30 protein-coding genes and 1 pseudogene are annotated in these 26,989 nt (G+C 72.3%); 12 read left to right on the forward strand and 19 right to left on the reverse strand.

Annotated elements, in window-relative coordinates; translation table 11 throughout:
- The first annotated feature begins 14 nt into the window (after positions 1-14).
- Positions 15-1,661 carry a hypothetical protein gene (locus AB0B35_RS14970; RefSeq protein WP_361045246.1) on the forward strand — a complete coding sequence of 549 codons (1,647 nt, stop codon included), beginning with the start codon at positions 15-17 and terminating at the stop codon, positions 1,659-1,661.
- A 112-nt stretch (positions 1,662-1,773) separates the two neighbouring features.
- Here the strand turns inward: AB0B35_RS14970 and AB0B35_RS14975 are convergent, their stop codons facing one another.
- Both AB0B35_RS14975 and AB0B35_RS14980 read right to left on the reverse strand, forming a co-directional pair.
- Entirely contained in the window at positions 1,774-1,959 is a 186-nt protein-coding gene (locus AB0B35_RS14975; RefSeq protein WP_361045249.1) for a hypothetical protein, read from the reverse strand.
- Positions 1,956-2,180, reverse strand: coding sequence for a hypothetical protein (locus tag AB0B35_RS14980; protein ID WP_361045252.1), 225 nt, complete (start codon positions 2,178-2,180; stop codon positions 1,956-1,958). Before AB0B35_RS14980 ends, AB0B35_RS14975 begins: the two co-directional genes overlap by 4 nt.
- A gap of 207 nt (positions 2,181-2,387) precedes the next feature.
- Here AB0B35_RS14980 and AB0B35_RS14985 point away from each other — a divergent pair, with 207 nt between their 5' ends.
- Genes AB0B35_RS14985 through AB0B35_RS14995 form a run of 3 tightly spaced genes read left to right on the forward strand, consistent with a single transcriptional unit; the run spans position 2,388 to position 3,955 of the window.
- Complete coding sequence (locus AB0B35_RS14985) at positions 2,388-3,218, forward strand: helix-turn-helix transcriptional regulator (protein WP_361045256.1); 831 nt, start codon at positions 2,388-2,390, stop codon at positions 3,216-3,218.
- A gap of 5 nt (positions 3,219-3,223) precedes the next feature.
- Positions 3,224-3,418 carry a DUF397 domain-containing protein gene (locus AB0B35_RS14990; protein WP_361045259.1) on the forward strand — a complete coding sequence of 65 codons (195 nt, stop codon included), beginning with the start codon at positions 3,224-3,226 and terminating at the stop codon, positions 3,416-3,418.
- A 15-nt stretch (positions 3,419-3,433) separates the two neighbouring features.
- Positions 3,434-3,955, forward strand: a complete 522-nt coding sequence (locus tag AB0B35_RS14995) for an O-acetyl-ADP-ribose deacetylase (protein ID WP_361045262.1) — start codon at positions 3,434-3,436, stop codon at positions 3,953-3,955.
- A gap of 134 nt (positions 3,956-4,089) precedes the next feature.
- Here the strand turns inward: AB0B35_RS14995 and cobC are convergent, their stop codons facing one another.
- The 4 genes and pseudogenes from cobC to mshA all read right to left on the reverse strand — a co-directional run bounded on the left by cobC (position 4,090) and on the right by mshA (position 8,197).
- Positions 4,090-5,118 carry an Rv2231c family pyridoxal phosphate-dependent protein CobC gene (gene cobC, locus AB0B35_RS15000; protein WP_361045264.1) on the reverse strand — a complete coding sequence of 343 codons (1,029 nt, stop codon included), beginning with the start codon at positions 5,116-5,118 and terminating at the stop codon, positions 4,090-4,092.
- 314 nt (positions 5,119-5,432) lie between these two features.
- A pseudogene (locus AB0B35_RS15005) lies at positions 5,433-6,347 on the reverse strand (cobalamin biosynthesis protein); the annotation flags it as partial.
- Entirely contained in the window at positions 6,344-6,892 is a 549-nt protein-coding gene (locus tag AB0B35_RS15010) for a YbjN domain-containing protein (RefSeq protein WP_360531196.1), read from the reverse strand. The gene AB0B35_RS15010 and the pseudogene AB0B35_RS15005, both read right to left, overlap by 4 nt.
- A 15-nt stretch (positions 6,893-6,907) precedes the next feature.
- On the reverse strand, positions 6,908-8,197 hold the full coding sequence (mshA, locus tag AB0B35_RS15015) for a D-inositol-3-phosphate glycosyltransferase (protein ID WP_361045267.1): 1,290 nt from the start codon (positions 8,195-8,197) through the stop codon (positions 6,908-6,910).
- A 102-nt stretch (positions 8,198-8,299) separates the two neighbouring features.
- Between mshA and AB0B35_RS15020 the strand changes: the two genes are divergently transcribed.
- From AB0B35_RS15020 to AB0B35_RS15030, 3 genes are all read left to right on the forward strand, one after another.
- The gene (locus AB0B35_RS15020) at positions 8,300-9,046 is read left to right on the forward strand and encodes an SDR family oxidoreductase (protein WP_361045270.1); all 747 of its coding nucleotides are present in this window, start codon (positions 8,300-8,302) and stop codon (positions 9,044-9,046) included.
- A gap of 32 nt (positions 9,047-9,078) precedes the next feature.
- Positions 9,079-9,915 (forward strand): class I SAM-dependent methyltransferase, encoded by an 837-nt coding sequence (locus AB0B35_RS15025; protein WP_361045273.1) that lies wholly within the window; start codon positions 9,079-9,081, stop codon positions 9,913-9,915.
- A 107-nt stretch (positions 9,916-10,022) separates the two neighbouring features.
- Positions 10,023-10,151 (forward strand): hypothetical protein, encoded by a 129-nt coding sequence (locus AB0B35_RS15030; RefSeq protein ID WP_361045276.1) that lies wholly within the window; start codon positions 10,023-10,025, stop codon positions 10,149-10,151.
- Between the two features lie 162 nt (positions 10,152-10,313).
- On the opposite strand, the gene AB0B35_RS15035 is transcribed toward AB0B35_RS15030, so the two are convergent.
- Positions 10,314-11,369 (reverse strand): UDP-N-acetylmuramate dehydrogenase, encoded by a 1,056-nt coding sequence (locus AB0B35_RS15035; RefSeq protein ID WP_361045279.1) that lies wholly within the window; start codon positions 11,367-11,369, stop codon positions 10,314-10,316.
- A gap of 67 nt (positions 11,370-11,436) precedes the next feature.
- On the opposite strand from AB0B35_RS15035, the gene AB0B35_RS15040 reads away from it, so the two are divergent.
- Both AB0B35_RS15040 and AB0B35_RS15045 read left to right on the forward strand, forming a co-directional pair.
- On the forward strand, positions 11,437-12,195 hold the full coding sequence (locus AB0B35_RS15040; RefSeq protein ID WP_360531179.1) for a maleylpyruvate isomerase family mycothiol-dependent enzyme: 759 nt from the start codon (positions 11,437-11,439) through the stop codon (positions 12,193-12,195).
- 12 nt (positions 12,196-12,207) lie between these two features.
- Positions 12,208-13,206 carry a LacI family DNA-binding transcriptional regulator gene (locus tag AB0B35_RS15045; protein ID WP_360531176.1) on the forward strand — a complete coding sequence of 333 codons (999 nt, stop codon included), beginning with the start codon at positions 12,208-12,210 and terminating at the stop codon, positions 13,204-13,206.
- Between the two features lie 168 nt (positions 13,207-13,374).
- Here AB0B35_RS15045 and AB0B35_RS15050 read toward each other — a convergent pair whose 3' ends face one another.
- The 10 genes from AB0B35_RS15050 to AB0B35_RS15095 form a co-directional block, all read right to left on the reverse strand.
- Positions 13,375-15,294: an endonuclease/exonuclease/phosphatase family protein gene (locus AB0B35_RS15050; protein WP_361045282.1), complete on the reverse strand. Its 1,920-nt coding sequence runs from the start codon at positions 15,292-15,294 to the stop codon at positions 13,375-13,377.
- Between the two features lie 96 nt (positions 15,295-15,390).
- Positions 15,391-16,155 carry an EI24 domain-containing protein gene (locus tag AB0B35_RS15055; RefSeq protein WP_361045285.1) on the reverse strand — a complete coding sequence of 255 codons (765 nt, stop codon included), beginning with the start codon at positions 16,153-16,155 and terminating at the stop codon, positions 15,391-15,393.
- An 81-nt stretch (positions 16,156-16,236) separates the two neighbouring features.
- Positions 16,237-17,127, reverse strand: a complete 891-nt coding sequence (locus tag AB0B35_RS15060) for an alpha/beta hydrolase (protein WP_360531416.1) — start codon at positions 17,125-17,127, stop codon at positions 16,237-16,239.
- A 7-nt stretch (positions 17,128-17,134) separates the two neighbouring features.
- Positions 17,135-17,419, reverse strand: a complete 285-nt coding sequence (locus tag AB0B35_RS15065) for a DUF2516 family protein (RefSeq protein WP_361045288.1) — start codon at positions 17,417-17,419, stop codon at positions 17,135-17,137.
- Positions 17,420-17,529: 110 nt separating this feature from the next.
- Entirely contained in the window at positions 17,530-18,051 is a 522-nt protein-coding gene (locus AB0B35_RS15070; protein WP_361045291.1) for a hypothetical protein, read from the reverse strand.
- Positions 18,048-18,518: a helix-turn-helix domain-containing protein gene (locus AB0B35_RS15075; protein WP_361045494.1), complete on the reverse strand. Its 471-nt coding sequence runs from the start codon at positions 18,516-18,518 to the stop codon at positions 18,048-18,050. Before AB0B35_RS15075 ends, AB0B35_RS15070 begins: the two co-directional genes overlap by 4 nt.
- Positions 18,519-18,907: 389 nt before the next feature.
- Entirely contained in the window at positions 18,908-19,855 is a 948-nt protein-coding gene (locus AB0B35_RS15080; protein WP_361045294.1) for an asparaginase, read from the reverse strand.
- 29 nt (positions 19,856-19,884) lie between these two features.
- On the reverse strand, positions 19,885-20,721 hold the full coding sequence (locus AB0B35_RS15085; protein ID WP_360531155.1) for a 3-keto-5-aminohexanoate cleavage protein: 837 nt from the start codon (positions 20,719-20,721) through the stop codon (positions 19,885-19,887).
- A 20-nt stretch (positions 20,722-20,741) separates the two neighbouring features.
- Positions 20,742-21,809 carry a folate-binding protein gene (locus AB0B35_RS15090; RefSeq protein ID WP_361045297.1) on the reverse strand — a complete coding sequence of 356 codons (1,068 nt, stop codon included), beginning with the start codon at positions 21,807-21,809 and terminating at the stop codon, positions 20,742-20,744.
- Positions 21,809-22,231: a transcriptional repressor gene (locus AB0B35_RS15095; protein ID WP_120321549.1), complete on the reverse strand. Its 423-nt coding sequence runs from the start codon at positions 22,229-22,231 to the stop codon at positions 21,809-21,811. The genes AB0B35_RS15090 and AB0B35_RS15095 overlap by 1 nt, the downstream gene beginning before the upstream one ends.
- Positions 22,232-22,342: 111 nt before the next feature.
- Here AB0B35_RS15095 and AB0B35_RS15100 point away from each other — a divergent pair, with 111 nt between their 5' ends.
- Genes AB0B35_RS15100 through AB0B35_RS15110 form a run of 3 tightly spaced genes read left to right on the forward strand, consistent with a single transcriptional unit; the run spans position 22,343 to position 25,002 of the window.
- Positions 22,343-23,224: an aminotransferase class IV gene (locus AB0B35_RS15100; protein WP_361045299.1), complete on the forward strand. Its 882-nt coding sequence runs from the start codon at positions 22,343-22,345 to the stop codon at positions 23,222-23,224.
- A gap of 31 nt (positions 23,225-23,255) precedes the next feature.
- The gene (locus AB0B35_RS15105; protein ID WP_361045302.1) at positions 23,256-24,431 is read left to right on the forward strand and encodes an acetyl-CoA C-acyltransferase; all 1,176 of its coding nucleotides are present in this window, start codon (positions 23,256-23,258) and stop codon (positions 24,429-24,431) included.
- Positions 24,421-25,002, forward strand: coding sequence for an NUDIX hydrolase (locus AB0B35_RS15110; protein ID WP_361045305.1), 582 nt, complete (start codon positions 24,421-24,423; stop codon positions 25,000-25,002). Before AB0B35_RS15105 ends, AB0B35_RS15110 begins: the two co-directional genes overlap by 11 nt.
- 130 nt (positions 25,003-25,132) lie before the next feature.
- On the opposite strand, the gene pstB is transcribed toward AB0B35_RS15110, so the two are convergent.
- Positions 25,133-25,924: a phosphate ABC transporter ATP-binding protein PstB gene (gene pstB, locus AB0B35_RS15115; protein WP_360531410.1), complete on the reverse strand. Its 792-nt coding sequence runs from the start codon at positions 25,922-25,924 to the stop codon at positions 25,133-25,135.
- Positions 25,925-25,986: 62 nt separating this feature from the next.
- Positions 25,987-26,898 carry a phosphate ABC transporter permease PstA gene (gene pstA / locus AB0B35_RS15120; RefSeq protein ID WP_361045308.1) on the reverse strand — a complete coding sequence of 304 codons (912 nt, stop codon included), beginning with the start codon at positions 26,896-26,898 and terminating at the stop codon, positions 25,987-25,989.
- Positions 26,899-26,989: the final 91 nt, after the last annotated feature.

The following is a 26,989-nucleotide window of genomic DNA, read 5'->3' on the forward strand; positions in this document are numbered from 1 at the left end:
AAGGACGCGCTGCGGTGACCGACACCATCGGTGGCAAGTACACCCTGCTGGACGCGGGGCGGGCCGGACGGCTCGGCACGTGGCACACGGTGTCCACAGCGGAGGGCAAGCAGCGCGGCGCGCTGCGCCTGGAGGACCGGGGCCTGACCGACCCGGCCGCCGCACGGCGGCTCGCCGACGCGGTCGGCGCCCAGGCCCGCCTGCGCGTGCCCGGCCTGCTCAACGTCATCGACCAGGTGACGGAGGGCCGGCACAGCTGGCTGATCACCAACGCCGCGCCGTCGCCGACGGTCGCGCAGGCGCTGGCGGCCGGGGTGACCCTGCCGCCCGCCGTTGCCGCGCTGATCGCCACCGACACCGCACAGACGCTGCTCAAGCTGCACCAGGGTCAGCTGGCCCACGGCGAGCTGAACGCGCACGGCGTGGTCGTCAGCGCCGGCGGCGCGGCACTGCTCGCCGAAGCCGGATACGGGCACGCGGTGCTGGGCACGACGCCCGGCCCCGGCCACGACGCGGCCGGCTGGTCCCGGCTACTGGGCCAGCTCGCCGACGCCTGCCACGACGCCGACACCCAGCAGCTGCTGCGCCAGGCCGGCCAGCAGGCCGAGGCCGTCGGCGGCAGCGCGGGCCTCACCGCGGCGCTGACCACGCTCAGCACCGCGGCGCAGCGCATCCCCGGCTTCGGCGACCGCGCCGCACTGAAGGCGCTCGCCGCGCAGATGCACCCGCTCTCCGCCGCACCGGTCTCCGCTCCGCCGGTCTCCGCGCCGCCGGTATCGGCTCCACCGGTATCGGCCCCGCCCGTCTCGGCGCCGCCGGTATCGGCGCCTCCGGTCTCAGCTCCGCCGGTCTTCGGCGCACCAACCGCGCCCGCACCCGGGTCGCTGCCCTGGGCCGCGCCGCCTGGTCGTCAGCCCGCCGGTCCTCCCGGTGCCGAGGAGACCGTGCAACTGGCCGGCGGCTCGCAATCCGGACCGCCGCCGGTACCGCCGCAGACGCCACGAACCGCGCCCCCCACCGCCGTCATGCCCGTGGTGCCACCGGACGGCGCGACCCGGCTCGGCAACCGCGCCGCCGAGGAGCAGCGCAAGTCCGGCGCGTACCAGGTCGGGCGCGCCGCGCCGCCCGCCGCACACCAGCCGCAGCCGGACGTGAACCTGCGCTTCGGGCAGGGAGTGCCGCCCGCGCCGCCCGCCTGGCAGATGGCCGCCGCGCAGGCCGCCCCGCCGCGGCCGAAGAAGACGATCGGCAAGCGCGTCGCCGCGTTCTTCAGCGCGCTGACCACGGTCGCGCTGCTGGTCATCGCCGGGTACGTCGCCTGGAACTGGTGGCAGGAACGCAACAACGCGGTCCAGGTCACCAAGGTCACCGTCACGCCCGTCGTCCCGCCGGTCACCGCCGAGTGCAACGTCAACGTGGACGTGGTCGGCCTGATCGAGACCGACGGCCAGGCCGGGCTCATCAAGTACGAGTGGCTGCGCAACGACGGCGAGACCTCGGGCATGCTGGAGCAGGCCGTCAAGAAGGGCGAGCGCAGTGTGCAGGTGCACCTGTTCTGGCGCTTCCAGGGCAAGGGCAGCCGGGAGGCCGAGGCCACCCTGCGCATCCTGGAGCCGAGCGTGGTCCAGGGCTCGTCGAAGTTCACGTACTCCTGCAAGTAACCCGGGCCGACCGCTCCGTCAAGATCGCTCGACTTGCCTGGCACCTGTGCGTATCTTGCGAACGTATATCCACAGATGCCAGGCAAGTCCGATGACCTTGGGGACGTTCGGGTCAGCGGTCCAGTAGGTCGGCGAGGATGAGCTGTTCCACGGCGTACGCCCACTCGGGGCAGCGGCTGCGCCGACAGTGCACGCACATGTCGGTCGCCGGATCGTCGCCGTGGACGACGACGGCCTCCCAGTAGCGTCTCGCCAGCTCATCCGAAATCGGAGCGTGGCCCTGCGGCGGACTGTTCACACGGACACCGCCTCAGCGTCGACCCGGTGCCGGGCGAGCGGCGGCGGGGTGCGCATGACCTGCTCACGCGTCACACGGTGTGTGCATGCACCGCAGATCGCGCCGACAGCGCCGCCGCAGTGTGCGCACCAGTTCGCCGCGTGTCCGCGCAGCACCCAACCGGCGACCATGGCCAGAAGAACGACCGCGCCGAGCCCGGCGACGGCCACGTAGACTGCCATCAACCACCTCCTTGTGGAGTTGTGGGGAGGCGGGGTGCCGGGGACCAACCAGTCAGCCCCGCCTCCGGCTTTTCAGCACACCTCTGATGCGCTGTCCGTTCTATATGGACGGTTGGCTCAGTCTGCCGCATGCAATCTGCATGGGCAACGGCCGCCGCCAATTCCTTTACAGACACTGCGAAGTCCCTGCAGACTGTCATCGTGCCCATGAGCCCCACTGCAATCCGGAGACGCGTCGGTTACAGATTGCGCGAGTTACGCGGCAAGGCCGGTATGACCACGATCGACGCCGCAGCGGTCATCGGAGGCTCTGACGCCAAGATCAGCCGTCTTGAACGTGGGTTGACACCACTTCGCCCCGGTGACGTCCGACTTCTGCTCGATCGATACGGCGGGATCGATCACAGCGAGCGGGACCTGCTGGTACAGCTCGCAGGCGAGTCCGGACGGCGCGGCTGGTGGCAGGCATACGAACTACCGGAATGGTTCAACCTGTACATCGGGCTGGAAAGCGCCGCTTCATCGATCTCAAACTTCGAAACTCTGCTCATTCCCGGGCTGCTGCAGACGGCCGACTACACACGCGCCCTGGTCCGCCAGGCTCAGCCCACGGCGACGGCGGAACGCGTTGACCGGGTCGTCGACGCACGACTCAAACGCCAGGCCCGCTTGACCGGCGACGATCCGATACAGCTGCGTGCCGTCATCGGCGAGGCAGCACTGCACTGCGTGGTCGGAACAGCCGAGGTCATGCGGGCGCAGTTCGCGCACCTGGCCCGCATGAGCAAGGCTCCGAACATCGAGCTTCGCCTGGTCCCGTTCAGCTCGCCGGTGTACGCCCCGTACGGTCGGCCTGTCGTCATCCTGGACTTCCCCGAGCCCGCTGACCCGGGTCTGGTGCACTTCGATCACCTCGGCAAAGGCGTGTACGTTGAGGACGAAGCTCAAATAGCCACTCACCGGCAGTCTTTCGAGATGTTGGTGGGAGGTGCCTTGAGCGTCGAGGAGTCCGCCCGGCTTTTTGCTGATCGAGGATGATGGACATGTTCGAAGACGCCGCCTGGAAGAAGAGCAGCCGCAGTGACGGTCAGGGCGCGAACTGCGTCGAGATCGCGATCATGACGGATACCGTCGGTGTTCGGGACAGCAAAAACAGGCGCGGCGCGGTGCTCGCCTACACCGCCGACGAATGGACCGCCTTCCTGGCCGGCGTCAAGGCCGGCGAGTTCGACCGCTGATCTTTGGAGCAAGTCATGCAGGTGAACCTCATCCAGGGGGATATCACCCAGCAGGAAGTGGACGTCATCGTCAATGCGGCCAACTCGTCACTGCTCGGCGGCGGCGGGGTGGACGGGGCGATCCACCGCAAGGGCGGGCCGGAGATCCTCGCCGAGTGCCGGGCGCTGCGCGCGTCCCACTACGGCCGAGGGCTCGCCACCGGCCAGGCCGTCGCCACCACAGCGGGCAAGCTGCCCGCGCGCTGGGTGGTGCACACCGTCGGACCCGTGTACAGCGCCACCGAGGACCGGTCCGAGCTGCTGCGCGACTGCTACCGCAATGCGCTGCGGGTGGCCGGCGAGCTGGGCGCGCGTACCGTCGCCTTCCCGCTCATCTCGTCGGGCGTATACCGCTGGCCGGTCGACGGCGCCATCCGCCAGGCCCTGGACGTGCTGTCCTCGGCCGAGACCACGGTCGAGGAGGCGACGCTGGTTCTGTTCGACGATGCCACACACCGGACCGCCCTCACGGTTCGAGCCGAGGCCTTCCCCTCCTAAGATCCGTTTTTGTGGACGCTGGGTGCCCCTATAGGGGCGTCTATCGTCCACAAAAACAGATCTTGAGAAGTGCGCAACGGCCGATTACCGGAGAACGCTGCATCAACGCCGACTTGCAGCCGCTGGCCGACCGTTCAGGCCACGGTTGCGCGCAGAGCGGCGACGAAGGCGTCGGTGGTGGGCTCGTCGCGGACGGCGACGCGCAGCCAGTCCGGGCCCAGGCCCGGGAAGGTGTCGCCGCGGCGCACGGCGTAGCCCGCGTCGCGCAGGCGGCTGCGTACGCCCAAGCCGTCGTGGACCTTGAGGAGCACGAACGAGCTGGCCGGCGTGCCGGCGACGACCACCGCGGGCAGCCGCCGCAGGGCGGCCAGCAGGTGTTCGCGGCGCGCGGCCAGCTCGTGGGCGATGCGTTCCTCGGCGGCGACGGCGTGGGCGGTGGCGCAGGCGGCCGCTGCGGCGAGCGCGGGCGTCGACACCGGCCACAGCGGCTGTACGGCAGCCAACCGGCGCACCAGCTCCGGCGCGGCCAGCAGGTAGCCGACGCGCAGCCCGGCCAGCGCCCAGGTCTTGGTGAGGCTGCGCACCACCACGAGGCCGGGCAGGTCGCGCCGGGCGGCCAGGGAGTGCGGCTCGCCGGGGATGGTGTCAGCGAAGGCCTCGTCGACGACGAGGATGCGGCCCGGCCTGGCCAGGCTCGCGACCGCGTCGGCGGGGTGGGCGACCGAGGTCGGGTTGGTGGGGTTGCCGAGCAGCACCAGGTCGGCGTCGGCCGGCACGGCGGCCGGGTCGAGGGTGAACGGCTCGGGCAGCAGCACCCGGTCGACCCGGTGCCCGGCGGCCAGCAGCGCCGCCTCCGGCTCGGTGAACTGCGGGTGCACCACGACGGGCCGCCGCGCGTCGCGCAGCCCCTGCGCGAGCAGCGTGAACGCCTGCGCCGCACCGGCGGTGAGCAGCACCTCGTCCGGGTCCCGGCGGTGCCTGGCCGCGATCGCGGCACGGGCGGCGGTGCCCTCGGGGTACGCGTCGAGGTGGTGTAGCGAGTCCCGGATCGGTTCGGCGAGCCAGTCCGGGAGCGGAGCCTGGCGTACGTTCACGGCCAGGTCGATCAGCCCCGGGCCGACCTCGACGTCGCCATGGTGCCCGAGGTCGAAGCCGCCCGTCACCGTTTCGACCCGTTTCGCGCTGCCACACTGCGAGGCGCCTCCGGATCTAGAAGAGTTGTGGTCGCCCTGGCGACCAGAAATCTTCTAGATCCGCCCGTCCCGGATCCGGAACCGGCCGTCGCGGGGCGGGATGGCCTCGCCGACCCGTCGGCCGCCGCCGGCCGCCACCGCAACCACGAGTCGAACCCGCTGCTCAAGCCACGGCGACCGTTATGAAGGTGCCCTTCCTCTACGGATTCCGTTAAGAAGGTGCCCTTCCTTCGCCCGACGCGGCCGAGGCGGCCGACGCGGCCGAGGCGGCCGAAGCGGGTGAGGGCGGCGAGGGTGGCGGTGGCCAGGCCTACGGCGGCGGAGAGGGTGGCGGCGCGGCGGATGTCGCGGGCCAGTGGTCCGGGACCGTCGCCGAGGTACGGGCGGGTCTCGGAGCGGCCGAAGTAGACGTTGGTCCCGCCGAGGCGTACGCCGAGGGCGCCGGCGAAAGCGGACTCGCACTGCCCGGAGTTGGGGCTCGGGTGGGCGTCGCCGTCGCGGCGCCAGGTCCGGGCGGTACGCGCGGGCGAGCCCGCCACCAGGGGCGCGGCGGCCACGGCCAGCGCGGCGGTGAGGCGCGACGGGAGCAGGTTCGCGGCGTCGTCGAGGCGCGCCGAAGCCGTGCCGAAGCGGGCGTAGCGCGGCGACCGGTGCCCGACCATGGCGTCCAGCGTGTTCACCGCCCGGTAGCCGACCAGGCCGGGCAGCCCGGCCAGCGCGCCCCAGAGCAGCGGCGCGACCTCCGCGTCGGAGGAGTTCTCCGCGATCGACTCGACCGTCGCCCGCGCCAGTTCCGGCTCGTCCAGCGTGGACGGGTCACGGCCGCACAGGTGGGACAGGCGGGCGCGGGCCGCGGGCAGGTCGCCGCGTTCCAGCGCCCCGGCCATCAGCCCGCCCTCGCGGCGCAGGCTGCGCCCGCCGAGCACGGCCCAGGTCCCGGCCGCCGTCAGCACGCCCCGCAGCACCGGCCGCTGCCGGGTAGCCCGGTGCGCCAGCACCGCCGCCGCCACCGGCAGACCCACGGCCAGTGTGGTGAACACGGCCCCGGCCCGCCGCGAGTCGGCGTACGTGTACCGCTCCACGACCTTCGCGAAGTTGCCGAACCCGGCGACCGGGTGCAGCCGTCGCGGGTCGCCGAACGCCGCGTCGAGCGCCACTCCGGCGAGCAGGCCGAGCGCGTCGGCGCGCCGGGGGTTCACCGGCCGGGTTCCGGGAGCACGTCGGTCCCGGTGTCGAGAACGGTGTCGTCGGCGGCGGTCTCGTCGTGCATGAGGTGGCGGAAGGCGCGCAGGTTGTCGGTGGGTTCGCCGCGGCTGATCCGCCAGCGCCACTCGCGCTTGATCGCGGTGCTGAAGCCCAGCTCCAGTAGCGTGTCGAAGGACTCGTCGGCGGCGGCCAGCACCGCGCCGAGCAGCCGGTCCAGCTCCTGGGGGTTGACCGCGGCCAGCGGCAGGCGGCCGGTCAGGTACACGTCGCCGACGGCGTCGACGGTGAACGCGACCCCGTACAGCTTGGCGTTGCGGCGCAGCAGCCAGGCCCAGACCGCCTCGCGGTTCTCGTCGGGCTGACGGACCACGAACGCCTCGATGCGCAGCGCGTGCTCGCCGACGATGAGGTTCACGTTCGTCTTGAGCTTGTGCGTGCCCGGCAGGGTCACCACGTACGAGTTTTCGCCGGTGCGGTCCAGGGGCAGCTCGGCGCAGGCCTGCTCGATGAGTTCGCAGGCCTCGGCGACCGTGGTCATGAGGCTCCTAGCGGGTCACCACCGGGCGCAGCCGGCGAGTTCGAGCTGCCGGCGGGACCGGTGCTCGGTCATCGCCTCACGATAGACGTCGAGCAGCCGGGCGGTCGTGTGGTCCCAGGAGAAGTCGTACGCGTGCTTGACCGCGCCCAGGGCCAGCTCGTCACGACGGCCGGGCTCGGCGAGCAGCCGGTCGAGCACGCGGGCCCAGTCGGCGGCACCGTGCCCGTCGACGAGCACGCCGCTGACCTCGTCGCGTACCGCGGTGACGAGCCCGCCGACGGCGGCCGCGACGACGGGTGTGCCGCAGGCCTGCGCCTCCAGCGCGACCAGCCCGAACGACTCGTTGTGCGAGGGCACGGCGACCAGGTCGGCGGCCCGGTACACGTCGGCGAGCCGGTCCCCGGCCTGCGGCGGCAGGAAGCGCACCCGGTCGCGTACGCCCAGCGACTCGGCCAGTTCGATCAGCGAGGTCGGGCGGTCCAGGCCGGAGCCGCTGGGCCCGCCGACGATCAGCGCGATCGCGTCCGGGTCGCGCAGCTCGGCCAGTGCCCGGATGAGCACGTCGGGGGCCTTCAGCGGCTGGATGCGGCCGACGAAGGCGACGATCTTGGCGGATGGCGGCAGGCCCAGGCGCGCGCGGGCGGCGAGCCGGTCGCCGGGGCGGAAGCGCTCCAGGTCGACGCCGGGCGCCACCACGGCGACACGCTCCAGCGGCGCGTTGTAGAGGTCGATCAGCTCGCGGGCCTCGGTCGGGGTGTTCGCGACGAGCCGGTCCGACTGCTCGACGACCTGCTCCTCCCCCACGACGCGGCCCATCGGCTCGGCCCGGTCGCCCTCGGCGAGCTGCCGGTTCTTGACCTTGGCGAGGGTGTGCGCGGTGTGCACCAGCGGCACGCCCCAGCGGTCCTTGGCCAGCCAGCCGACCTGGCCGGACAGCCAGTAGTGGGAGGCCACCAGGTCGTAATGGCCGGGCGGGCGGGCCGCCTCGATGCCGAGCACGCCGTGCGTGAACGCGCACAGCTGCGCGGGCAGGTCTTCCTTGGCCAGGCCCTCGTACGGGCCGGCGCTGATGTGCCGGACGGTCACCCCGGGCGCGAGTTCGGCGCGCGGGGGCAGGTCGCCGCCGGTGGTCCGGGTGAGGACCTCGATCTCGATCCCGGCCTTGGCCAGGCGTTTGGACACCTCGACGATGTACACGTTCATTCCGCCCGCGTCGCCGGTGCCCGGTTGGTGCAGCGGTGACGTGTGCACGGAAAGCGTGGCGATCCGCCTGGGCAGCCCCTGGGGGAGGGAACGAGAGCTCACAGGTCGATCAACATCGGGCGGGCCGGGTGTCTTCCCGATCCGGGGCGTGATGAGCGTCGCAGCCCGGATGATGGGACGTCACGCCGCCTAGGATTACTGCTCATGTCGTACCAGAAGATCGCTGTTGTCTCCGGGGCGTCCAGCGGCATCGGCGCCGCCACCGCCCGACGCCTGGCCGCCGCGGGCTACCACGTGCACGCCCTCGCCCGCCGCACCGAGCGCGTCGAAGCCCTCGCCAAGGAGATCAACGGCACCGCCGTGACCTGCGACGTGACCGACGACTACGCGGTCGCTCAGTACGCGGCGACGGTTGAGCGGGTGGACCTGCTGGTCAACAACGCGGGCGGCGCGATCGGCGCGGACTACGTGGCCACCGCGAGCGTCGCCGACTGGCAGGCGATGTACGACGTGAACGTGCTGGGCACGCTGCGCCTGACCAAGGCCCTGCTCCCGGCGCTGATCGCCTCCGGCGCGGGGACCGTGGTCACCATCAGCTCCACCGCCGGACTCATCGTGTACGAGGGCGGCGGCGGCTACGCGGCGGCCAAGCACGCCCAGACCGCCCTGGTCGAGACCCTGCGCCTGGAGCTGTGCGGCGACCCGGTCCGCGTCGTCGAGATCGACCCCGGCATGGTCAAGACCGACGAGTTCGCCCTCAACCGCTTCGCCGGCGACGCCGCCCGCGCCGCCTCCGTCTACGCCGGTGTCGCCGAGCCCCTCACCGCCGACGACATCGCCGAGTGCGTGACCTGGTGCGCCGAACTCCCCCACCACGTCAACATCGACCGCATGGTCGTCCGCCCCCTGGCCCAAGCCGCCCAACACAAGGTCCACCGGGTCGGCGTCTAGCCGCACCCCCGTTCCGGGTTGATCATGAACTTATGGCACGGTTCGACGGCGTGTCGCTGCCACAACTTCATGATCGACGCAGAGGGGTGGGGGCGGTGAAGCCGCAGGGGGAGATCACCAGGGGGACCACGAATCCGAACCGGCTGCGGCGGGTGGATCGGTGGATCGCCTGGTGGTGTGCGGGGGTGCTGAGTGATGCGACCGATCCGCTGGTGGTGGATCTCGGATACGGCGCTACGCCGATCACGGCGGTGGAGTTGCGGGCGCGGCTGGCGCGGGTGCGGCCGGACGTACGGGTGACCGGGTTGGAGATCGATCCGGCGCGGGTCGCGGCGGCGCAGGTCGCCGCGGACCCGCCGGGGCTGACGTTCGCGCGGGGCGGGTTCGAGCTGGCCGGGCTGCGGCCCGTCGTGGTCCGGGCCTTCAACGTGCTGAGGCAGTACGACGAGAGCGCCGTCCCCGCCGCCTGGACCACGATCACCGGCAACCTGGCCCCGGGCGGCTGGCTGATCGAGGGCACCTGCGACGAGCTGGGCCGCCTCGGCAGCTGGGCGGCGCTGCCCGCGGGCGCGTCCACCCCGGCCACGCTGACGCTGGCGGCGAAGCTGTCCACCCTGGAGTCCCCGGCGACCTTCGCCGAGCGCCTGCCCAAGGCGCTGATCCACCACAACGTGCCGGGCGAGCCGGTGTACGACCTGCTGCGCACGCTCGACGAGGCCTGGCGGCACGCCGCCCCGCTGGCCGTCTTCGGCCCGCGCCAGCGCTGGCTGGACGCGGTGTCCCGGCTCAAGGCGGCGGGCTGGCCGGTCCTGGACCGCCCGGCCCGCTGGCGGCTCGGCGAGGTCACCGTCGCCTGGCCGACCGGCTGACCTGCCCCGGACGCCGGACCGGCGGTGCGCCGCCGTGGGAGCGATGATCCCTTCGGGGCAGTCCGGTCGTTACGTCCGTTATGAACCTTATCGGGGAGTTTCCCGCCTTGCTGGCGCACGGCCAGCAGCTCACCGTTCGGGCCAGCCCGCCGTTCATCCTCGGCGTCGGCTTGCTCCTGCTCGGCATCGTCATGCTGGTCGTGGCGTTCATCCTGGCCCGGCGGTCTGCGGAGTGAACCGCGGCGACCTGATCCGCCTGGTCGTCCTGTTCATCGTGTGCGGCGGCCTCGGCTGGCTGGCGGGCGGCCGACGCCGACCGCACCACTGACCCGCACCGGGCGGCCGGTCTCGGCTCGCGTCGCAGGTTCAGAGCTCGCGCTCGGCTCGGGCCACTGGCCTCAGAGCTCGCAACCGACCAGGACCGGCTCCGGGCGCAGGGTGACCCCGAACCGCTCGTGCACGCCGTCCCGGATCTCCGCGGCGAGCTCCAGCAGCTCACCCGTGGTGCCGCCGCCCAGGTGCGTCAGCGCGAGGATGTGCTTGGACGAGATCGCCACCGGCCCGCGCGTGTAGCCGCGGGTGAAGCCGGCCCGCTCGATCAGCCACGCCGCGCTCACCTTCATCACCCCGTCCGCGCCCGGCCAGGCCGGCGGTTCCGCGCCGTCGACCCGCCGGCGCAGTTCCGTGTACGCCGCGGCGCTCAGCACCGGGTTGGTGAAGAACGAGCCGACCGAGTCGGTGTCCGGGTCGCCCGGATCGAGCACCATGCCCTTGCCGCGGCGCAGCTCCAGCACGGCCTCGCGGGCCGCCGCCGACGGCACCCGGTCGTTCTCGCCGACCCCGAGCAGGCGGGCCAACTCGGCGTGCCCCACCGGGCCGGTCAGCGGGTCGCGACGCAGCCGGAACGTGACGTCGAGGACGACCCAGCGATCGCTGTACTTGAACAGGCTGTTGCGGTACTCGAAGCGGCAGTCGGCCGGGGTGAACACGTCGATCTCGCCCTCGGTGCGGTCGTACACCGTCACCGACTCGATCGTCTGCGACACGTCCTGGCCGTACGCCCCGACGTTCTGGATCGGTGTGGAGCCGGCGGCGCCCGGGATGCCGGCCAGGCACTCCATGCCGGAGAGCCCGTCGGCGACCGTCTGGGCGACGCAGTCATCCCACGGATGACCCGCGGCTACGCGTACCGACACGGTGTCGCCGTGCTCGTCGACGACCTCGACCCCGGAGGACCGGATCAGCAGCACGGTGCCGGGGAAGCCGACGTCGCCGATGACGACGTTGCTGCCCCCGCCGAGGACCAGCAGCGGCTCGTCGGCGCGGGCGGCCTCCTGCACGGCCGACACGATGTCGTCCGCGGACTCGGCCGTGACCAGCCGCCCGGCCGGGCCTCCGAGCCCTAGGGTGGTCAGGTCGGCGAGCGCGTGGCGGGCGGGACTATTGTCAGACACGTCACCACACTAGTGCCGCCACTGATCCCGAATGACCAGGTGGGGAAGACGCGATGAGGACGAGGCCATGAGAGCTCACGGCAGCAAGGAACTCTGGCTGGACTCGCTGCGCGCCGACGCGGCCGCGTTCCGGGCCGTGGCGGGCGAGGCCGAACTGACCGCGATCGTGCCCACCTGTCCGGACTGGACCGTGCTGAACCTCGTGCACCACCTCGGCGGGGTGTACCGCTGGGTGCGCAGCTTCGCCAGCCGCGGGATCACCAGCGCGCCCGACCCGGCCGCCCGCCGGCATGACTACCCGGGCGCGGACGAGACGCTGACCTGGTTCGACGAGGAGTGCAAGAGCCTGCTGGAGCTGCTCGACGCCCTCGACCCGCACATGCCGGCCTGGAACTGGGCCCCGCAGGCGAAGACCGCCGACTTCTGGCACCGCCGGATGGCGCATGAGACCGCCGTGCACCGCTGGGACATGCAGATGTCGCAGGGCATGGCCGAGCCGCTGGACGACCGGCTGGCCGTCGACGGCATCACCGAGGTGCTGGACAGCTGGCTGCCCGCGGGCCGCCGCAAGGGCCCCACCGACCGGTACGGCGTCGTGCAGCTCACCGCGCCCGAGGAGGGCCAGGAATGGTTCGTCCGGCTGCGCGGGGAGGGCATCGCGCTGCTGGACACCGACACCTTGCTCGACGCGGACGGCCCGGACACCCGCGTGCACGCGGCCGGCCCGGCCAGCGATCTCATGCTCGCCCTGTGGGGCAGGATCGGGTTCGACACGCTTGAGGTGAGCGGCGACGAGTCGCTGCTGGCCTGCCTGCGTACCGGCTGAGCGGCGGCGTCGATGCCCCGGCCGACCCTCGAACAGGTCGCGCAGCGGGCCGGGGTGTCCCGGGCCACCGTGTCGCGCGTCGTCAACGACTCCCCCACCGTCGCCGAGTCGATCCGCACCGCGGTGCGCCGCGCCATCGACGAGCTGGGGTACGTGCCCAACCAGGCCGCGCGCAGCCTGGTCACCCAGCGCACCGACTCGTACGCGCTGATCCTGCCGGAGAGCCCGTCCCGGGTGTTCTCCGACGACCAGTTCTTCCCCGGCATCATCCGCGGCGTCAGCCAGGAACTGGACTCCGCGGACAAGCAGCTCGTGCTGATGGTCGCGGGCTCGCAGGCCAGCCACGACCGCATCGAGCGGTACGCGCTGGCCAGGCACATCGACGGCGTGCTGATCGCCTCGATGCACGGCGCCGACCCGCTGCCCGGCACGCTGGCCCGGATGGGCATCCCGGTGCTGTGCGGCGGCCGCCCGCTCGGGCCGGTGCGCGTGCCGTACGTCGAGGTCGACAACGTCAACGGCGGCCGGATGGCGGTCCGGCACCTGCTGGAGACCGGCCGGACCCGGATCGCCACCATCGCAGGCCCGCAGGACATGGTCGCCGGCATCGACCGGCTCACCGGCTACCGCGAGGAACTGCGGGGGTCGGACCGGCGCTCGATCGTGGCCGTCGGCGACTTCACCCGCGACTCGGGCGCGGTCGCCATGCGCCAGCTCCTGGAGGACGACCCCGACCTCGACGCCGTCTTCGTCGCCTCCGACCTGATGGCCCACGGCGCACTCCAGGCCCTGCAGGCAGCCGGTCGCCGCGTCCCCGACGACGTGGCCGTGATCGGCTTCGACGACATCGCCCTGGCCCGCTACACCGAGCCGCCGCTGTCCACGGTCCGCCAGCCCATCGTCGGCCAGGGCCGCGAGATGGCCCGCCAGCTCCTGCGCCTGGCCGCCGGCGAGTCCATCGCCGACAGCGTCATCCTCCCCACCGAACTCGTCATCCGCGGCACCACGTGAGAAAGGAGGGGCACCTTCACAACGCTCCGCGTTGTAGAAGGTGCCCCTCTTAACGCCAAACAGGCCTTGACCAGGAGCGCGAGCATCCGCCCGCAGGCGTTCACCGGGCGCCGCAGCCGGGCGCTGCGGATGCTGTGGGCACCGCAGTTGCAACGGAGGCAGAGCGGGTCAGCGAAGGGTGAGGGTAGCCAGGACCGGGAAGTGGTCGCTGGCGGCGACCTGGTCGAGGACGGCGAAGTCGGTGAAGGCGACCTGCGGGGAGCCGAAGACCCAGTCCACCCGGTTCGTCGGCCGGTCGGTCGGGGAGGTCCAGGCCGCGCCGTGGCCCGTGACGTCCTGCGCCGAAACCCAGCCCGCGCTCGTGAACGAGCGCTGCTCGGGCCAGCTCGGCCAGAAGTTGAAGTCGCCCGCGATCAGCGTCGGGGCCGCCGGGTCGACCTGCGCGAGCAGCCCGTCGATCTGCGCCAGCCGGGTCGGCGTGTTCGGCTTGCGGTGGGTCAGGTGCGCGGTGACCACGTCGAGGCTGCGGCCGCCTTGCAGGGTCACCGTCGCCTTCAGGTACGACCGCCACATCGGCCCCTGCCCGTACGGCAGCCGCCCGGTGCGCACCCCGCTGACCGGCAGCCGGGTCAGCAGCAGGTTGCCGAACTGCCCGTCCGCGGCGGGTGACCACATGAACGGCATGCCCAGCTCCCGTGACAGGTACTCGGCCACGTCCACTCCGCCGCCGATCGCCCAGCCCCGGCTGACCTCCTGCAGCACCACCACGTCCGCGGCCGCCGCCCGGATCGCCTCGGCGAGCTGCCGCGGATCCGCCTGCCCGGTGGCGTCGTCCCGGCCGTACTTGACGTTCCAGCTCAGCACCCGCAGGCCGGTGGCGCTCGTATCGTCAGCCGGAGCGCTCGGCCGGGTGACGTGCATCAGCGCCGGGACCGCCAGCAGCAGCGCGGCGACGCCGGTGACCAGGGCGGGCCGTGCCACGAGCCCGCGCAGGTCGAAGCGCCAGCCACCCGGGTGGAACGGCCGCCGGCCCATCCCGGCGAGCCCGACGGCGACCGCGAGCGCGATCAGCAGCCACCGGTTGTCGAACGGCAGCGGCATGTCGTAGTGCACCTGGAACAGCAGCACGGGCAGGACCCAGACCAGGCCGTACGCCCAGTCGCCCCGGTCACCGGAGGCCGCGGTGGCTCGCGCGACCGCGATCGTGGCGGACAGTTGCGTCAGCGCGATGCCCAGCAGCACCCATGGTCCGGCACCCCACCAGGCCAGGGCGAGGCCGCCGGCCATCCCGGCGAGCGCCGCCGAGCCCGCGATCCAGTGGTCGGGCTCCGCGATGGCGTTCGTGCCGCCGTGCAGCGTCAGCCGGCGTACCAGCTCGATCGCGACCAGCAGCACCCCGATCAGGGCCGCGAGGCACAGCTGCAGCGCGACCCCCGACTGCGACGCGGCGAAGGCCGCGTTGCCGAGCGTCGTCGTCCACAGCGCGAGGTATCCGCCCAGCGCCCAGGTGCGCCCGTTGGCCTCGGGCGCGACCTCGGGTGTCCGCGGCAGGCACAGCAGCACCAGCGCGGCCAGGATCATGGTCGGCACCAGCAGCCCCGTGAGGTCGCCGCGGTGCCACAGCCCGTCCCAGGTCACCGAGAACGACCGCACCGCCAGGTCGAGCGCCCCACCGGCCAGCAGGCCGACGGTCACCGTCACCGGGTCGCCGAGCCGGCGCACCGCCCCCGCGAGCGCGACCATCGCGAGCACGGCCCCGAGCGCGACCACGGCCAGCGTCGGCTCCAGGTACGGCTCGCCGCCGCCGACCCGGACCACCGCCAGCAACCCGACCGTGATCGAGAGGAACGGCATCCGGCCGGTGCCGGCCCGGCCCGTCGTCTTCAGCAGCAGTCCCGGCACGGCGAAGATCGCCACCGCGATCAGTGCCGCGTTGACGATGCCGACCGGACCGGCCACCTGGTCGAGCAGCGGCCCGCAGGCGCGGAGCGACTCGGCGGTGACGGCGAACAGCAGCGCGATGATCGCGATCGGCCGCCAGGTCGCGAACCCGCCTGCCGGGCCGGTCTGCGCGTTCGCCGGGAGCACGCCGGGCGTGGCACCGCGCGGCCTGGGGGTCTCGGAAGCGTCAGCCGGTGCGGCACCGGACGTGGGGCTGTCGGGGAGGGCTCGGCTGGACATGGGCTACTGCTCGATCGAGAGGCCGAGGGAGCGGCGGGCGAGCAGCGTGCCACCGGCGACCGCGGCGGGCATGATCAGCACCGCGCCGAGCGGGATCAGGAAGCAGCAGAACACCGCGACGCCGAAGCCGAGCGCGCTGGCCCGATGCTTGCGCAGCGCCACCCGGCGGTCGGGCAGCCGCAGCCCGCGCCGGTTGAAGGCGACCGCGACCATCTCCAGCGCGAGGAACCAGCCGCCGACGAACGCCCCCAGCACCGGGATCACCGTCTGGCCGACTACGGGGATGAATCCACCCGCGAACAGCGGGATCGCGATCATCACGGACACCGCCAGCAGCCGCAGCGCGTCGAAGATGCTGCGCCGCAGCTCCTGGTGCCAGGGCAGGTCGACCGCGTCGGGCACGCCGCCGAAGTCCTCCTCGACCGCCGCGCCGATCGCCTCGTAGAACGGGTCGCCGATCAGCAGCGTCACCGCCGTGTACGACACCACGGCGACCAGCCCGCTCACCCCGATCAGGGCGATCCCGGCGAACAGGCGCACCGAGTCACGCAGGCCCTCGGCCCAGTCGTCGGCGAACCAGGTGACCTCGGCCGACAGCTCGTCGAGGTAGACGAACAGCAACGTGAACAGGCCCACGAACAGCAGCAGGCTGAGCACCGCGGGGATCAGCCCCAGCAGGATCAGCTTCGGGCTGCGTACGTAGCGCCCGATGCCCCGCAGGAGCAGCCGTACGCCGACGAAGAATTCTGAGACCGCTCGACCTGCCACGAACCGGGAGCCTAGTGGACGCCGGTGGGAAGTCGTAGGGGTCGGCCGCCCGGCCGGACCGCCGGGACGAGCCGCCGCCGGTCAGCCGTTCAGGAAGCCGGAGATCCGTTCGCGCAGGTCGGCGCGCTCGTGCCAGAGCACCGACGGCCGGTTGTAGATGTGCAGGGTCGCCGTCGGCAGGACGGCCGCCAGCTCCTCGGCGACCGACGCGGGGTGCAGGTCGTCACCGATGCAGCCGATGACCAGCACCTGGGCGCTCACGTCCCGGAGCAGGTTGACGTCCGGGACGGGCACCTGGTCGGGCAGCGTGAGCAGGCCGCTGCTCAGCCCGGTGTTCATGAGCGTGTTGAGGCGCTGGCGCACGTACGCCCAGCCGGACGCCCCGTTGCGGGCCGACGGCGGGATCTCCTCGACCACGGCGTTGGCCACGGTCGGCAGGTCACCGCTGTTGATCGCCTCCAGCAGGTTGACCAGTCGGCGGCGGGCCGCCTCGGGCCGCGGGCGGTCGAGCACGGCGGGCAGGAACAGGACCACCTTCTCGAACCGGTCGGGCGTCTCGGCCAGCAGCCGGCACAGCGCACCCGCGCCCAGGCTGACCCCGAGGGCCCTGGTCGCGCCCGTCATGTCGGCGATGGCGCGCAGGTCACGGGCCAGGTCGCCGTAGTCCCAGGTGCCGCGCGGCGAGCTGGACTCGCCGTGGCCGCGGAACTGGAAGAAGACCCGCTTGCCGGCGACGGCGCTGCCCAGCGGGCGGGTCTCGGCGATGCCGTGGCCGAGCCCGTGCGCGAACACGGTGACCGGCTCGCCGACACCGGTGCTGAGCCGCTCCAGCTGCACGCCGTGCGGGGTGTCGACGATCTCGGTGGGCAGCGCGGGCGGGGCGGGGCGGCCGGTGTTGGGGGCGGAGTTGCGCGGCTTGCCGAGGCGTCGGGGGAATCCGTCCGGCGGGGGCGGCCAGCGCAGATCGTTGATCACCAAATCACCAGGGTCCCTCGGTGGCCTCGCGCAGGCCGCGGCGCAGGTCCAGCAGGTAGTACGCGGCGACGCCGGCGCCGACGAAGCCGAACAGGCCGAGACCGGTGAAGTAGGTCAGCACGACCAGCAGCGCGATCACGAGCAGCCAGCCGGCCTTGGGCATGGTGCCGATGGCGGGGAACGCCTCCTTGCGCCGGATCAGGCAGTCGACGAAAGCCCAGAGCAGGATCCCCAGTACGAAGATCGTCAGGATGGCGTCGATCCAGAGCCGGACAGTGATGGCAACCATGGCTCACAGCTTAGAACCATCGAGCGCGGCATCCCAGCCGCGACGACGCGGATACGACTCGTCGCGGCGTACCGACCGGTCGATCGGCACGCCGCGACGAGATCGCGCGGTCACTTCGCGGCGCGCGGCGGCTTCTTGGCGGCGGGCTTGGCGGCCGGCGGCACGTCCTCACCCGTCTTGGCCTCGGCCTTCGCCGTGGGCGCGGACGTGGTCTCGGGCTTGGTCTCGGACTTGGCGTCGAAGCCCGGCGTCGCGGGCTGCTCCGTGAACGCCTGCTCGCCGCGGGCGACCAGGGAGTCGTAGAACTTCGTCGCCTTCTCCGCCGCGGTCTGCGTGCCCGCGACGATGCTGTCGCGGATCTGCGCCGCGTCGACCTTCGAGGTGAACTCGGCGGCCTTGCTGGTGGCGAAGGCGCCGTACTCGTTGGCCTTGGCCTTCCACTGCGGCATGTCGGTCTTGGCGGCCTGGTCGGCGAACTCCGCCGCCTTGTCGCGCAGCTTGTCGGCCAGCTCGGGCAGCTTGCGCAGCTGCTCGTACGCCATGTCGCCCACGCCCGCCGCGGCGTAGAACGCGCTCGGGTAGGTGCGCTCGTCGGACTTGCCGGACTTGCTCGACGTCTGGGTCATGGTCACTGTTCCTCCTGTGCCTGCTGGCGCACGGCCTTCTTGACCGCCTTCTTGACCGTCGGCTTCTTCGCCGTGGCAACGGTCGGCTCCGCCGGGGCCGCGGGGGCGGACTCCGGGGTCGCGGTTTCTTCGGCGCGCGCGTTCTCGCGTACGAACGTCTCGTAGATCTGCGTGAGTGATTGTTTCTGCGCGACCGTCAGCAGCGGGTCCGCCGCGATCGCGGTCGGCACGCCGTGGTGGTCGTCAGACCCGAGCAGCCCGGCCTTGAGGTACATGGCCGGGGTGGAGACCCGCAGCGCCGCAGCCAGCTGCGCCAGGACCTCGGCGGACGGCTTGCGCAGCCCGCGTTCGATCTGGCTGAGGTACGGATTGCTGATGTTGGCCTGCTCGGCCAGCTGCCGCAGGGAGATGCGGGCGTTCTCCCGCAGATCCTTGATGAAGGCGCCGATGTCGGGACTCTGCACGACCACCAAACTACCCACGACCGCTAGCAAGAGCAAGCATATTGCTAACTCCCCGCTAGCGACCTACGCCACGCCACAAACCGCCCCATTCCCGACCCACCCCAGCCCACACCCCACCCGCCCGCGCGCGTTGATCATGAACTTATGGCACGGGTCACCGGCGTGTCCCCGCCCCAACTTCATGATCACCGACTTCCCCGCAGCGCACGGGCGGCAAAGACCGCCCGCTCGCGGCGATGATCGCCGTTCGAGGTCAAAACCTGGGGCTGAACCGCAGATCATGACCGGAAACAGCGATCATCCCGGGACCCGACCAGCCAGCCGGTCGATCATGAAGTTAGGGCGATGACACGCCGTCGAGCCGTGCCATAAGTTCATGATCAACCCGAAAGGAGGGGTCACCAGAGGGGGTGGAGGGCGCCTACGCGGCGGCCGCCGCCGAGGAGGGCGGGTTCGGTGAGGGTGGGGACGTTCACCGGGACGCCGAGGCGGTGCAGGGCAGTGATCATGATGGGGCCGCGGGCCCGGGCGGCGCCGTCGTCGATCTTGATGGCTACCGCGCCCTTGCCGGGGACGGCGGCGGCCCAGACGCCTTCCGCGCCGACCTTGCTGACCAGGCCGGGTACGGCGCGCATGAGCTGGGCGTCTTCGCGGTTGGTGCCGCTGACCAGCTCCGGGTACGCCCGCATGGCGTCGGCGACCGAGCGCTCCAGCGACCCGGGCACCCCCTCGGCCAGCCGCCGGAACGCGGTGGCCAGCCCGGTCAGCGACAGCGCGAGCACCGGCGCACCGCACCCGTCGACGCCCATCGCCGCTGCGGACTCGCCCGCGAACTCCTCGATGGTCTCGTTGAGGCGGTGCTGCAGCGGGTGGTCGGGCTGGAAGTAGTCCTCCACGGCCCAGCCGGCGGCGCGGCAGGTGAGCAGCATGCCGGAGTGCTTGCCGGAGCAGTTCATGTAGACGCGCTGCGGGGTGCCGCCGCTGGCGATCTTCGCGGCGTCGTCCAGGGGCAGGTCGGGCGGGCAGCGCAGGGCGGCCTCGGTGAGCCCGCCGCTACGCAGCAGGGCGCGTACCCGGGAGACGTGGAAGTCCTCGCCGTAGTGGCTGGCGGTGACCAGCGCCAGGTCCGCCGGGTCGGCCAGGCGCAGCCCGGCGCGGAGCATGCCGATGGCCTGCATGGGCTTGTTGGACGAACGCGCGAAGATCGGTCCGGTGACGTCACCGGCGGACGCGACCGGGTTTCCGGCCGCGTCCAGGACGATCACCGACCCGCGGTGCCAGCCCTCGACGAACCCGCTGCGCTCCACCTCGACGAGCGGTACGCCGCCCTCGTAAACCTTGCCCATGGTAAGGAACGCTACCGGGGTTTCACATTTCAGCGCGGCGGGATCCCCAGGAGGTTGCGTGCCTCACCCGGGGTCAGCGGGGGGCGCTGCGCCAACCGGGCGAATGCGGACGCACGGGCGACCAACTGAGCGTTGGACTCGACCGGCTGGCCCTTGGCGTAGGTGACCGTGTCCTCCATGCCGACCCGCAGGTGGCCGCCCGAACCGAGCGAGGTGAGCAGCACCGGCAGGGTGAACCGGCCGATGCCGGTGGCCGAGAACGTGGTGCCCTCGGGCAGCTCGCGCAGGGCCTGCTGGCAGGCGACCAGCGCGGCGGCGGTGCCGGGCATGCCGCCGGGCACGCCCATCACGAAGTCGACGTGCACGTGGCCGCCGGCGGGCAGGCCGTACTTGTCGAGCAGGCGCTGCAGGGCCCACAGGTGGCCCAGGTCGAAGATCTCGTACTCCGGCACGACGCCGCGCTCCTGCATCCGGGTGTGCAGGTCGACGATGAACTCCCAGCGGTTCATGAACACGTCGTCGCCGAAGTTGACGGTGCCCATGGTGCAGCTGGCCATGTCCGGGCCGGCGTCGAGCACGGCCAGGCGGGCGGACTCCGGGTCGTGGACCGAGCCGCCGCTGGACAGCTGCACGATCAGGTCGGTGCTCGACCGCAGCGCGGCGACGGTCTCGCGCAGCCGGACCGGGTCCAGGCTCGGCTTGGCCTGGTCGTCGCGGATGTGCACATGGATCACGCTCGCGCCGACGGCCTCGCACTCCTTCGCGGTCGCGACCAGCTCGTCCAGCGTCACCGGCAGGGCGGGGACGTCAGCCTTGGCGGATTCCGCGCCGGTGGGCGCGACGGTGATCAGAGTGCCGTTCGTCATGCGCGCATCCTGTCATATTTCTAGTCAGGGTCGATAGAGGCCGTAGATTCTCCCGCGGTGAGGGGGGTCTCGCCGGAAATATTGCGCTTGAGGACCGCGAGCGCGATCGGTCCGAGTTCCGCATGCCGGGCCGCGGTGCCGATGAATCCGACGGTACGGCCATTCGCTGTGATCTCGGTGCCACGCGCCGGTAGCTCGTCGGTGGCGATGCCGTCCAGGTGCAGCAGGCGCAGCGCACGCGGCGGCTTGCCGAGGTGGTGCACCCGGGCCACCGTCTCCTGACCCCGGTAGCAGCCCTTCTCCAGGTGTACGGCGGCGGCGGTGAGGTCCACCTCCGACGGCAGCGTCCGGTGATCGGTGTCCACGCCGACCCGTGCCTGCTTCGCGGCCGCCCGCACGGCTTCGTACGCCCACAGGCCCGCGGGCGGCAACTCCAGGGCCGCCAGGGTGGCCGCGGCGGTCTCGGCGGGCAGCAGCAGGTCCAGCACCGGCACGTCGCCGAGGGAGTGCCTGCGGACGAAGCCACCGCCGGGCAGCGCGGCCAGGGCGTACACCGTCGTCGGTCGTGGCAGGACCGCGCCGGTGGCGAACTTGGGCCCCGGCACGTCCAGCACGTCCGGCTCGGCGGGCACGGCCACGCCCAGCTTCGTGGCGGCGGCCAGAGCGCCGGGACCGACCAGGCTGTGTACGACCAGGTCCGCGGGTTTGATCTCGACCTGGGTGAAGAAGCGCATCCGGGTCAGGAAGGTCACCAGGTCGTCGACCGTGCCCGGCTCGACGTCGACCCAGAGCGTGCCGCCGAGCTCGGACACCCACAGCTCGTGCTCGATGTGCCCGTGCGGGGACAGCACCAGCGTGCGGGTGCCCTGGCCGTCGGCCAGCTCGGTCAGGTGCTGCGAGGTGAGGTTGTGCAGGAAGCTCAGCCGCTCGGGGCCGGTCAGCGCCAGCACCCCGCGGTGCGAGCGGTCCACCAGCCCCGCCGCGGTGAGCAGGGTCCGCTGCTCGCGGTTCGGGTCGCCGTGGTGCGCCGGGACGGCGGCGTCGGCGGAGTCGGGGTCGAAGTGACCCACCAGCACGGTCGTACCCATCACGCACAGCTCCCGCAGAGTCCGAACAAGGCCACGTGCCCGATGTCCATCCGGAAGCCGCGCTGCGTCAGCAGCCGCTCGGCGAGCGGGGCCAGCTCGCTCTGCTCCAGCTCGGTGACCGTGTCGCAGTTGCGGCACACCAGGTGCACGTGCTGCACGACCGCCGCGTCGTGGTACGTCGGCGCGCCGTGCGACAGGTGCACGTGGGTCACCAGCCCGAGCTCCTCCAGCAGCTCCAGGGTCCGGTACACGGTGGTGATGTTCACCCCTGAGGCCACCTCGCAGACGGCGGCGTGCACCTGTTCCGGGGTGGCGTGGACGAGCTGGCGCACGGCGTCGAGCACCAGTTGCCGCTGGGGGGTGAGCCGCAGGCCGCGGTCCCGGAGGAGTTCGGCCAGCTCGGCGGAGCCTTGTTCGGGCATCGTCCGATCATAGTTCGGCACGCTGCCGCGCCTCCGCCCGCGCACGGTGACGCCGGACGCACCGGCGGGACGGCGGCGGGGGTGATCGTGGGGGCGCGTAGCATTCCGGCCGTGGTGCAGCCTGTTCTTGTGGTCCAGGGCCTTGGTGTGGTGCCGGCCGACACTCCCGTGCTCAGAGCCGACGATCTCGGTGTGCTGCGCGGTGACGGGGTCTTCGAGACCATGCACGTGCGGCCCGACGGGCGCGGCGGCGTGGAGCCGTGGCTGATCGGCGAGCACCTTGCCCGGATGGCCCGCTCGGCCGCCCGGATGGAGCTGGCCCTGCCCGCCGAGTCCGCGCTGCGCGAGCTGGCCGCGACGACCTGCGCGCAGTGGCCGGCCGAGCTGGAGGGCGCGCTGCGCCTGGTCTGCACCCGCGGCGCGGAGGCGACCGCGGCGACCGGCGGCCCGGTGACCTGCTTCGCCACCGTGAATCCGATCGGCGCGGCGACCCTGGCCGCCCGCCGCGACGGCATCACCGTCACCACGATCTCGCTGGGCTACCCGGCCGGCGCGCGCACCTCGGCCCCGTGGCTGCTGGGCGGCGTGAAGTCGCTGTCGTACGCGATCAACATGGCCTCGCAGCGGTGGGCCCTGGCACAGGGTGCCGACGACGCCCTGTGGGTGTCCGCGGACGGCTACGCGCTGGAGGGGCCGACCTCGACGCTGGTCTGGCTGAGCGGGGACACGCTGCACACCGTGCCCGCGGAGACCACCGGGATCCTGCCCGGCACGACCGCGCGCCACCTGCTCGACAACGCCGGCGACCTCGGCTGGACCGCCGCCGAGCGCATGGTGACCCCGGCCGAGCTGAGCACCGCCGACGGCGTGTGGCTGCTGTCCAGCGTGCGCGGCGTCGCCGAGCTGCGGGCGATCGACGGCATCGCGCAGCCGTCGTCGGCGCACACCGAGAAGCTGCGCGCGTACCTGGGCTTCACGAACCTGGGTTACTGAACGATCCCTCAGGTGACGTAGCCTGCGGAGCATGACCTCGCAGGCGTTTCTCATCGACGCGGTCCGCACCCCGTTCGGCCGCCACAAGGGCGGGCTGTCCGGCGTACGCACCGACGACCTCGCGGCCGCGCCCCTGGTCGCGCTGCTCAAACGGCACCCCGAGCTGGACCCGGCGCTGATCGAGGACGTCATCCTCGGCGACGCCAACGGCGCCGGCGAGGACAACCGCAACGTGGCCCGCATGGCGGCGCTGCTGGCGGGCCTGCCCGTGACCGTGCCGGGCGTGACCGTCAACCGGCTCTGCGCGGCGGGCGCCGAGGCGATCGTGCAGGCCTCCCGGGCCGTCCGCGCGGGCGACAACGACCTGGTCGTCGCGGGTGGCGTGGAGAGCATGAGCCGCGCCCCGTTCGTGATGGCCAAGCCCGACACCGCATTCCCCGGCGAGGCGAAGCTGTGGAACACCCAGCTCGGCTGGCGCATGGTCAACCCGCTGATGCCCGACGACTGGACCGTGCCGCTGGGCGTGGCCGCCCAGCAGGTGGCGCACGAGTTCGGCATCGGCCGCGAGGCGCAGGACGCCTGGGCGCTGCGCTCCCAGCAGCGCGCCGCCGCGGCCTGGGCGCAGGGCCGCTTCGACGACCGCGTGGTCGAGGTCGCCGGGGTGACCCGCGACGAGTCGGTGCGCCCCGACACCAGCGCCGCCGCGCTGGCCAAGCTGCGGCCCGCGTTCACGCCGGACGGCGCCGTCACGGCGGGCAACTCCTCGCCCGTCAACGACGGCGCCGCCGCGACCCTGATCGGCTCCGCCGCCGCCGTCGAGCGCCTCGGCGTGCAGCCACTCGGGCGTATCGTGGCCAGCACCGTCGCGGGTGTCTCCCCCGAGCGCTTCTCCACCGGCCCGGTTCCCGCGATCCGGACCCTGCTGGCCAAGGCGAAGCTCGGCTTCGGCGACATCGCCGCCTGGGAGCTGAACGAGGCCTTCGCCGCCATGGTGCTCAGCTGCCTGCATGAGCTGCCGGAGATCGACCCCGAGCTGGTCAACGTCGACGGCGGCGCGATCGCGTACGGCCACCCGCTCGGCGCGTCCGCGCCCCGGGTCGTCGTCGACCTGTGTCACACCCTGCGCCGCCGGGGCGGCGGCTACGGCATCGCGGCGGCCTGCATCGGCGTCGGTCAGGGACAGGCGGTGCTGGTCCATGTCGAGTAACCCGTTCGACCTGCTGCCGCCCGAGCAGCGGGCCCGCTTCGAGACGCTGGCCCGCGAGTTCGCCGAGTCCGGCGCCGAACCCGCGACGCCCCGTGCAGCGTCGACCGTGGTCCTGATCCGGCCGGACCGCACGATCTTCCTGATCCGGCGGATGCGGGCGATGGCGTTCGGCGGCATGTGGGCGTTCCCCGGCGGCTCGCTGGAGGCCGGCGAGACCCCGGCCGACGCGGCGGTACGCGAGATCGAGGAGGAGACCGGGGTGACCCTGCTCCCGGCCGCGCTGACGCCGTGGCACCGCTGGCTGACCCCGGTCTTCGAGCCGCGCCGGTTCGACACGTGGTTCTTCCTGGCGGCCATGCCCGACGGCCAGGACGCCGCGCTGCCGGTGTTCGAGGCCGACCGGGCCCGCTGGCTGACCCCCGAGGAGGCGATCGCCGAACACGAGTCCGGCGACCTGCCCATGCTCCCACCCACCCTGGTCACCCTGCGCGAACTGTCGGCGTACCCCACGGTCGCCGCCATGCTCACCACCCACCGCGACGTGACCACCCCCTACATGCCCACGCTCTGAAAGCGTGCCGGCCTGGCCGCCATGATCGTTCGACTTGCCAGGCACCTGGGCGTATCGACGCTCAAGATACGCACAGGTGCCTGGCAAGTCCGATGACCTTGGCGGCCGGGCCGCGAGGTGGGGCGGCCGGTCAGCCGAAGCGGCCGGTGATGTAGTCCTCGGTGCGCTTGTCGGTGGGGTTGGTGAAGATGCGGCCGGTGTCGTTGAACTCGACCAGGCGGCCGTGGCGGACGCCGGCCTCGTCCAGCTCCGCGGTGAAGAACGCGGTGTGGTGGCTGACGCGGGCGGCCTGCTGCATGTTGTGGGTGACGATCACGATGGTGTACGTGCCCGCCAGGTCGTGCATCAGGTCCTCGATCTTGCCGGTGGCGATCGGGTCGAGCGCGGAGCACGGCTCGTCCATGAGGATCACCTCGGGCTTGACCGCGATCGCCCGCGCGATGCACAGCCGCTGCTGCTGACCGCCGGACAGGGCCAAGCCGCTGGTCTTCAGCTTGTTCTTGACCTCGTCCCACAGGGCCGCGCCGCGCAGCGCCTGCTCGACGCGGTCGTCCATGTTGTCCTTGATGCCGTTGATCTTCAGGCCGTACGCCACGTTCTCGTAGATGGACTTCGGGAACGGGTTCGGCTTCTGGAAGACCATGCCGATACGGCGGCGCACCTGGATCGGGTCGACGTCCGGGGCGTACAGGTCCTGGCCGTGGAACGTGATCTTGCCAGCCACCCGGGCACCCGCCACCAGGTCGTTCATCCGGTTGAGCGAGCGCAGCACGGTGCTCTTGCCGCAGCCCGACGGACCGATGAGCGCGGTGATCTGGTGCTCGCGGACCGCCATGGTGGTGCCGCGGACGGCCTCGTAGTTGCCGTAGAAGACGCTGACGTTCTCCAACTGCATCACCGGCGGTGCGGACGCGACGGGCATGGCGGGCACGGCTCCCGGAAGAAGGGTGGACAGGGTGAAGTCGGTGCTCATGGCGGTCATCCTCAACGTTCCTTGATGGCGAAGCGGCTGGAGATCAGGCGGGACGCGACGGTGAACAGCAGCACGATCACCATCAGCGTGAGCGCCGCGCCCCAGGCACGCTCCTGGGCAGCCGGGAACGGCTCTCCGGCGTTCTTGAAGATCTGCGCGGCCAGGGTGGTGTTGGCCCCGTCCAGGCTCCAGTTCGAGGTGAAGATCGTGCCGGCGACCAGCACGACCGGCGCGGTCTCGCCCGCGGCACGCGCGATGGCCAGCATCACGCCGCTGACGATGCCGGAGATCGCGGCGGGCAGCACCACGGAGATCGTCGTCTTCCAGCGCCGGGCACCGAGCGCGGCGCTGGCCTGGCGCAGCTCGTCCGGCACCAGCCGGAGCATCTCCTCGGAGCTGCGGATGATCACCGGGAGCATCAGGCAGCCCAGGGCGAGCGCGGCGGCGAAGCCGGACTGCTCCTTGACCACCAGCACGTACGAGACGTAGACGAACAGACCCATGACGACCGAGGGCACGCCCGTCATGACGTCGGACATCGTCCGGATGAGCCGGGCCAGCGCGTTCTGCTTGCCGTACTCGTTGAGGTAGATCGCGCCGAGCACGCCGAGCGGGATGGCCATGGCGGCCGCGGCGCCGGTGATGACCAGCGTGCCGGCGACCGCGGGGCCCATGCCGCCGCCGGCCCGGCGGGCCGAGTTCGGGATGTCCTCGATGAGGAAGTCCCAGCTGATGAGCGTCAGGCCCCGGCTGGCCACGTGGAAGATGACCAGGCCCAGCGGGATCAGCGCGATCATCAGCGCCAGGCCCATGAGCGACTTGCTGAAGCCGTCGGTAAGGCGACGGCGCAGCGGCAGCGCGGAGCGCCGCAGGTCCGCGGGGACCCCGGCGGCGGCCGCGGGCCGCGTGGCGGTGGTGGTCATGGCTTCTCCTCGCTTCGCGCGCCGGTGGCCGACGGCGTGATCGCCTCGCTGGTGGCCGCGCTCCAGCGGCCGGTGCCGCTCTCCGTCGCGA

The organism is Catellatospora sp. NPDC049133 (assembly GCF_040648455.1).
In the GTDB taxonomy this organism is placed as follows: Bacteria; Actinomycetota; Actinomycetes; order Mycobacteriales; family Micromonosporaceae; genus Catellatospora; species Catellatospora aurea.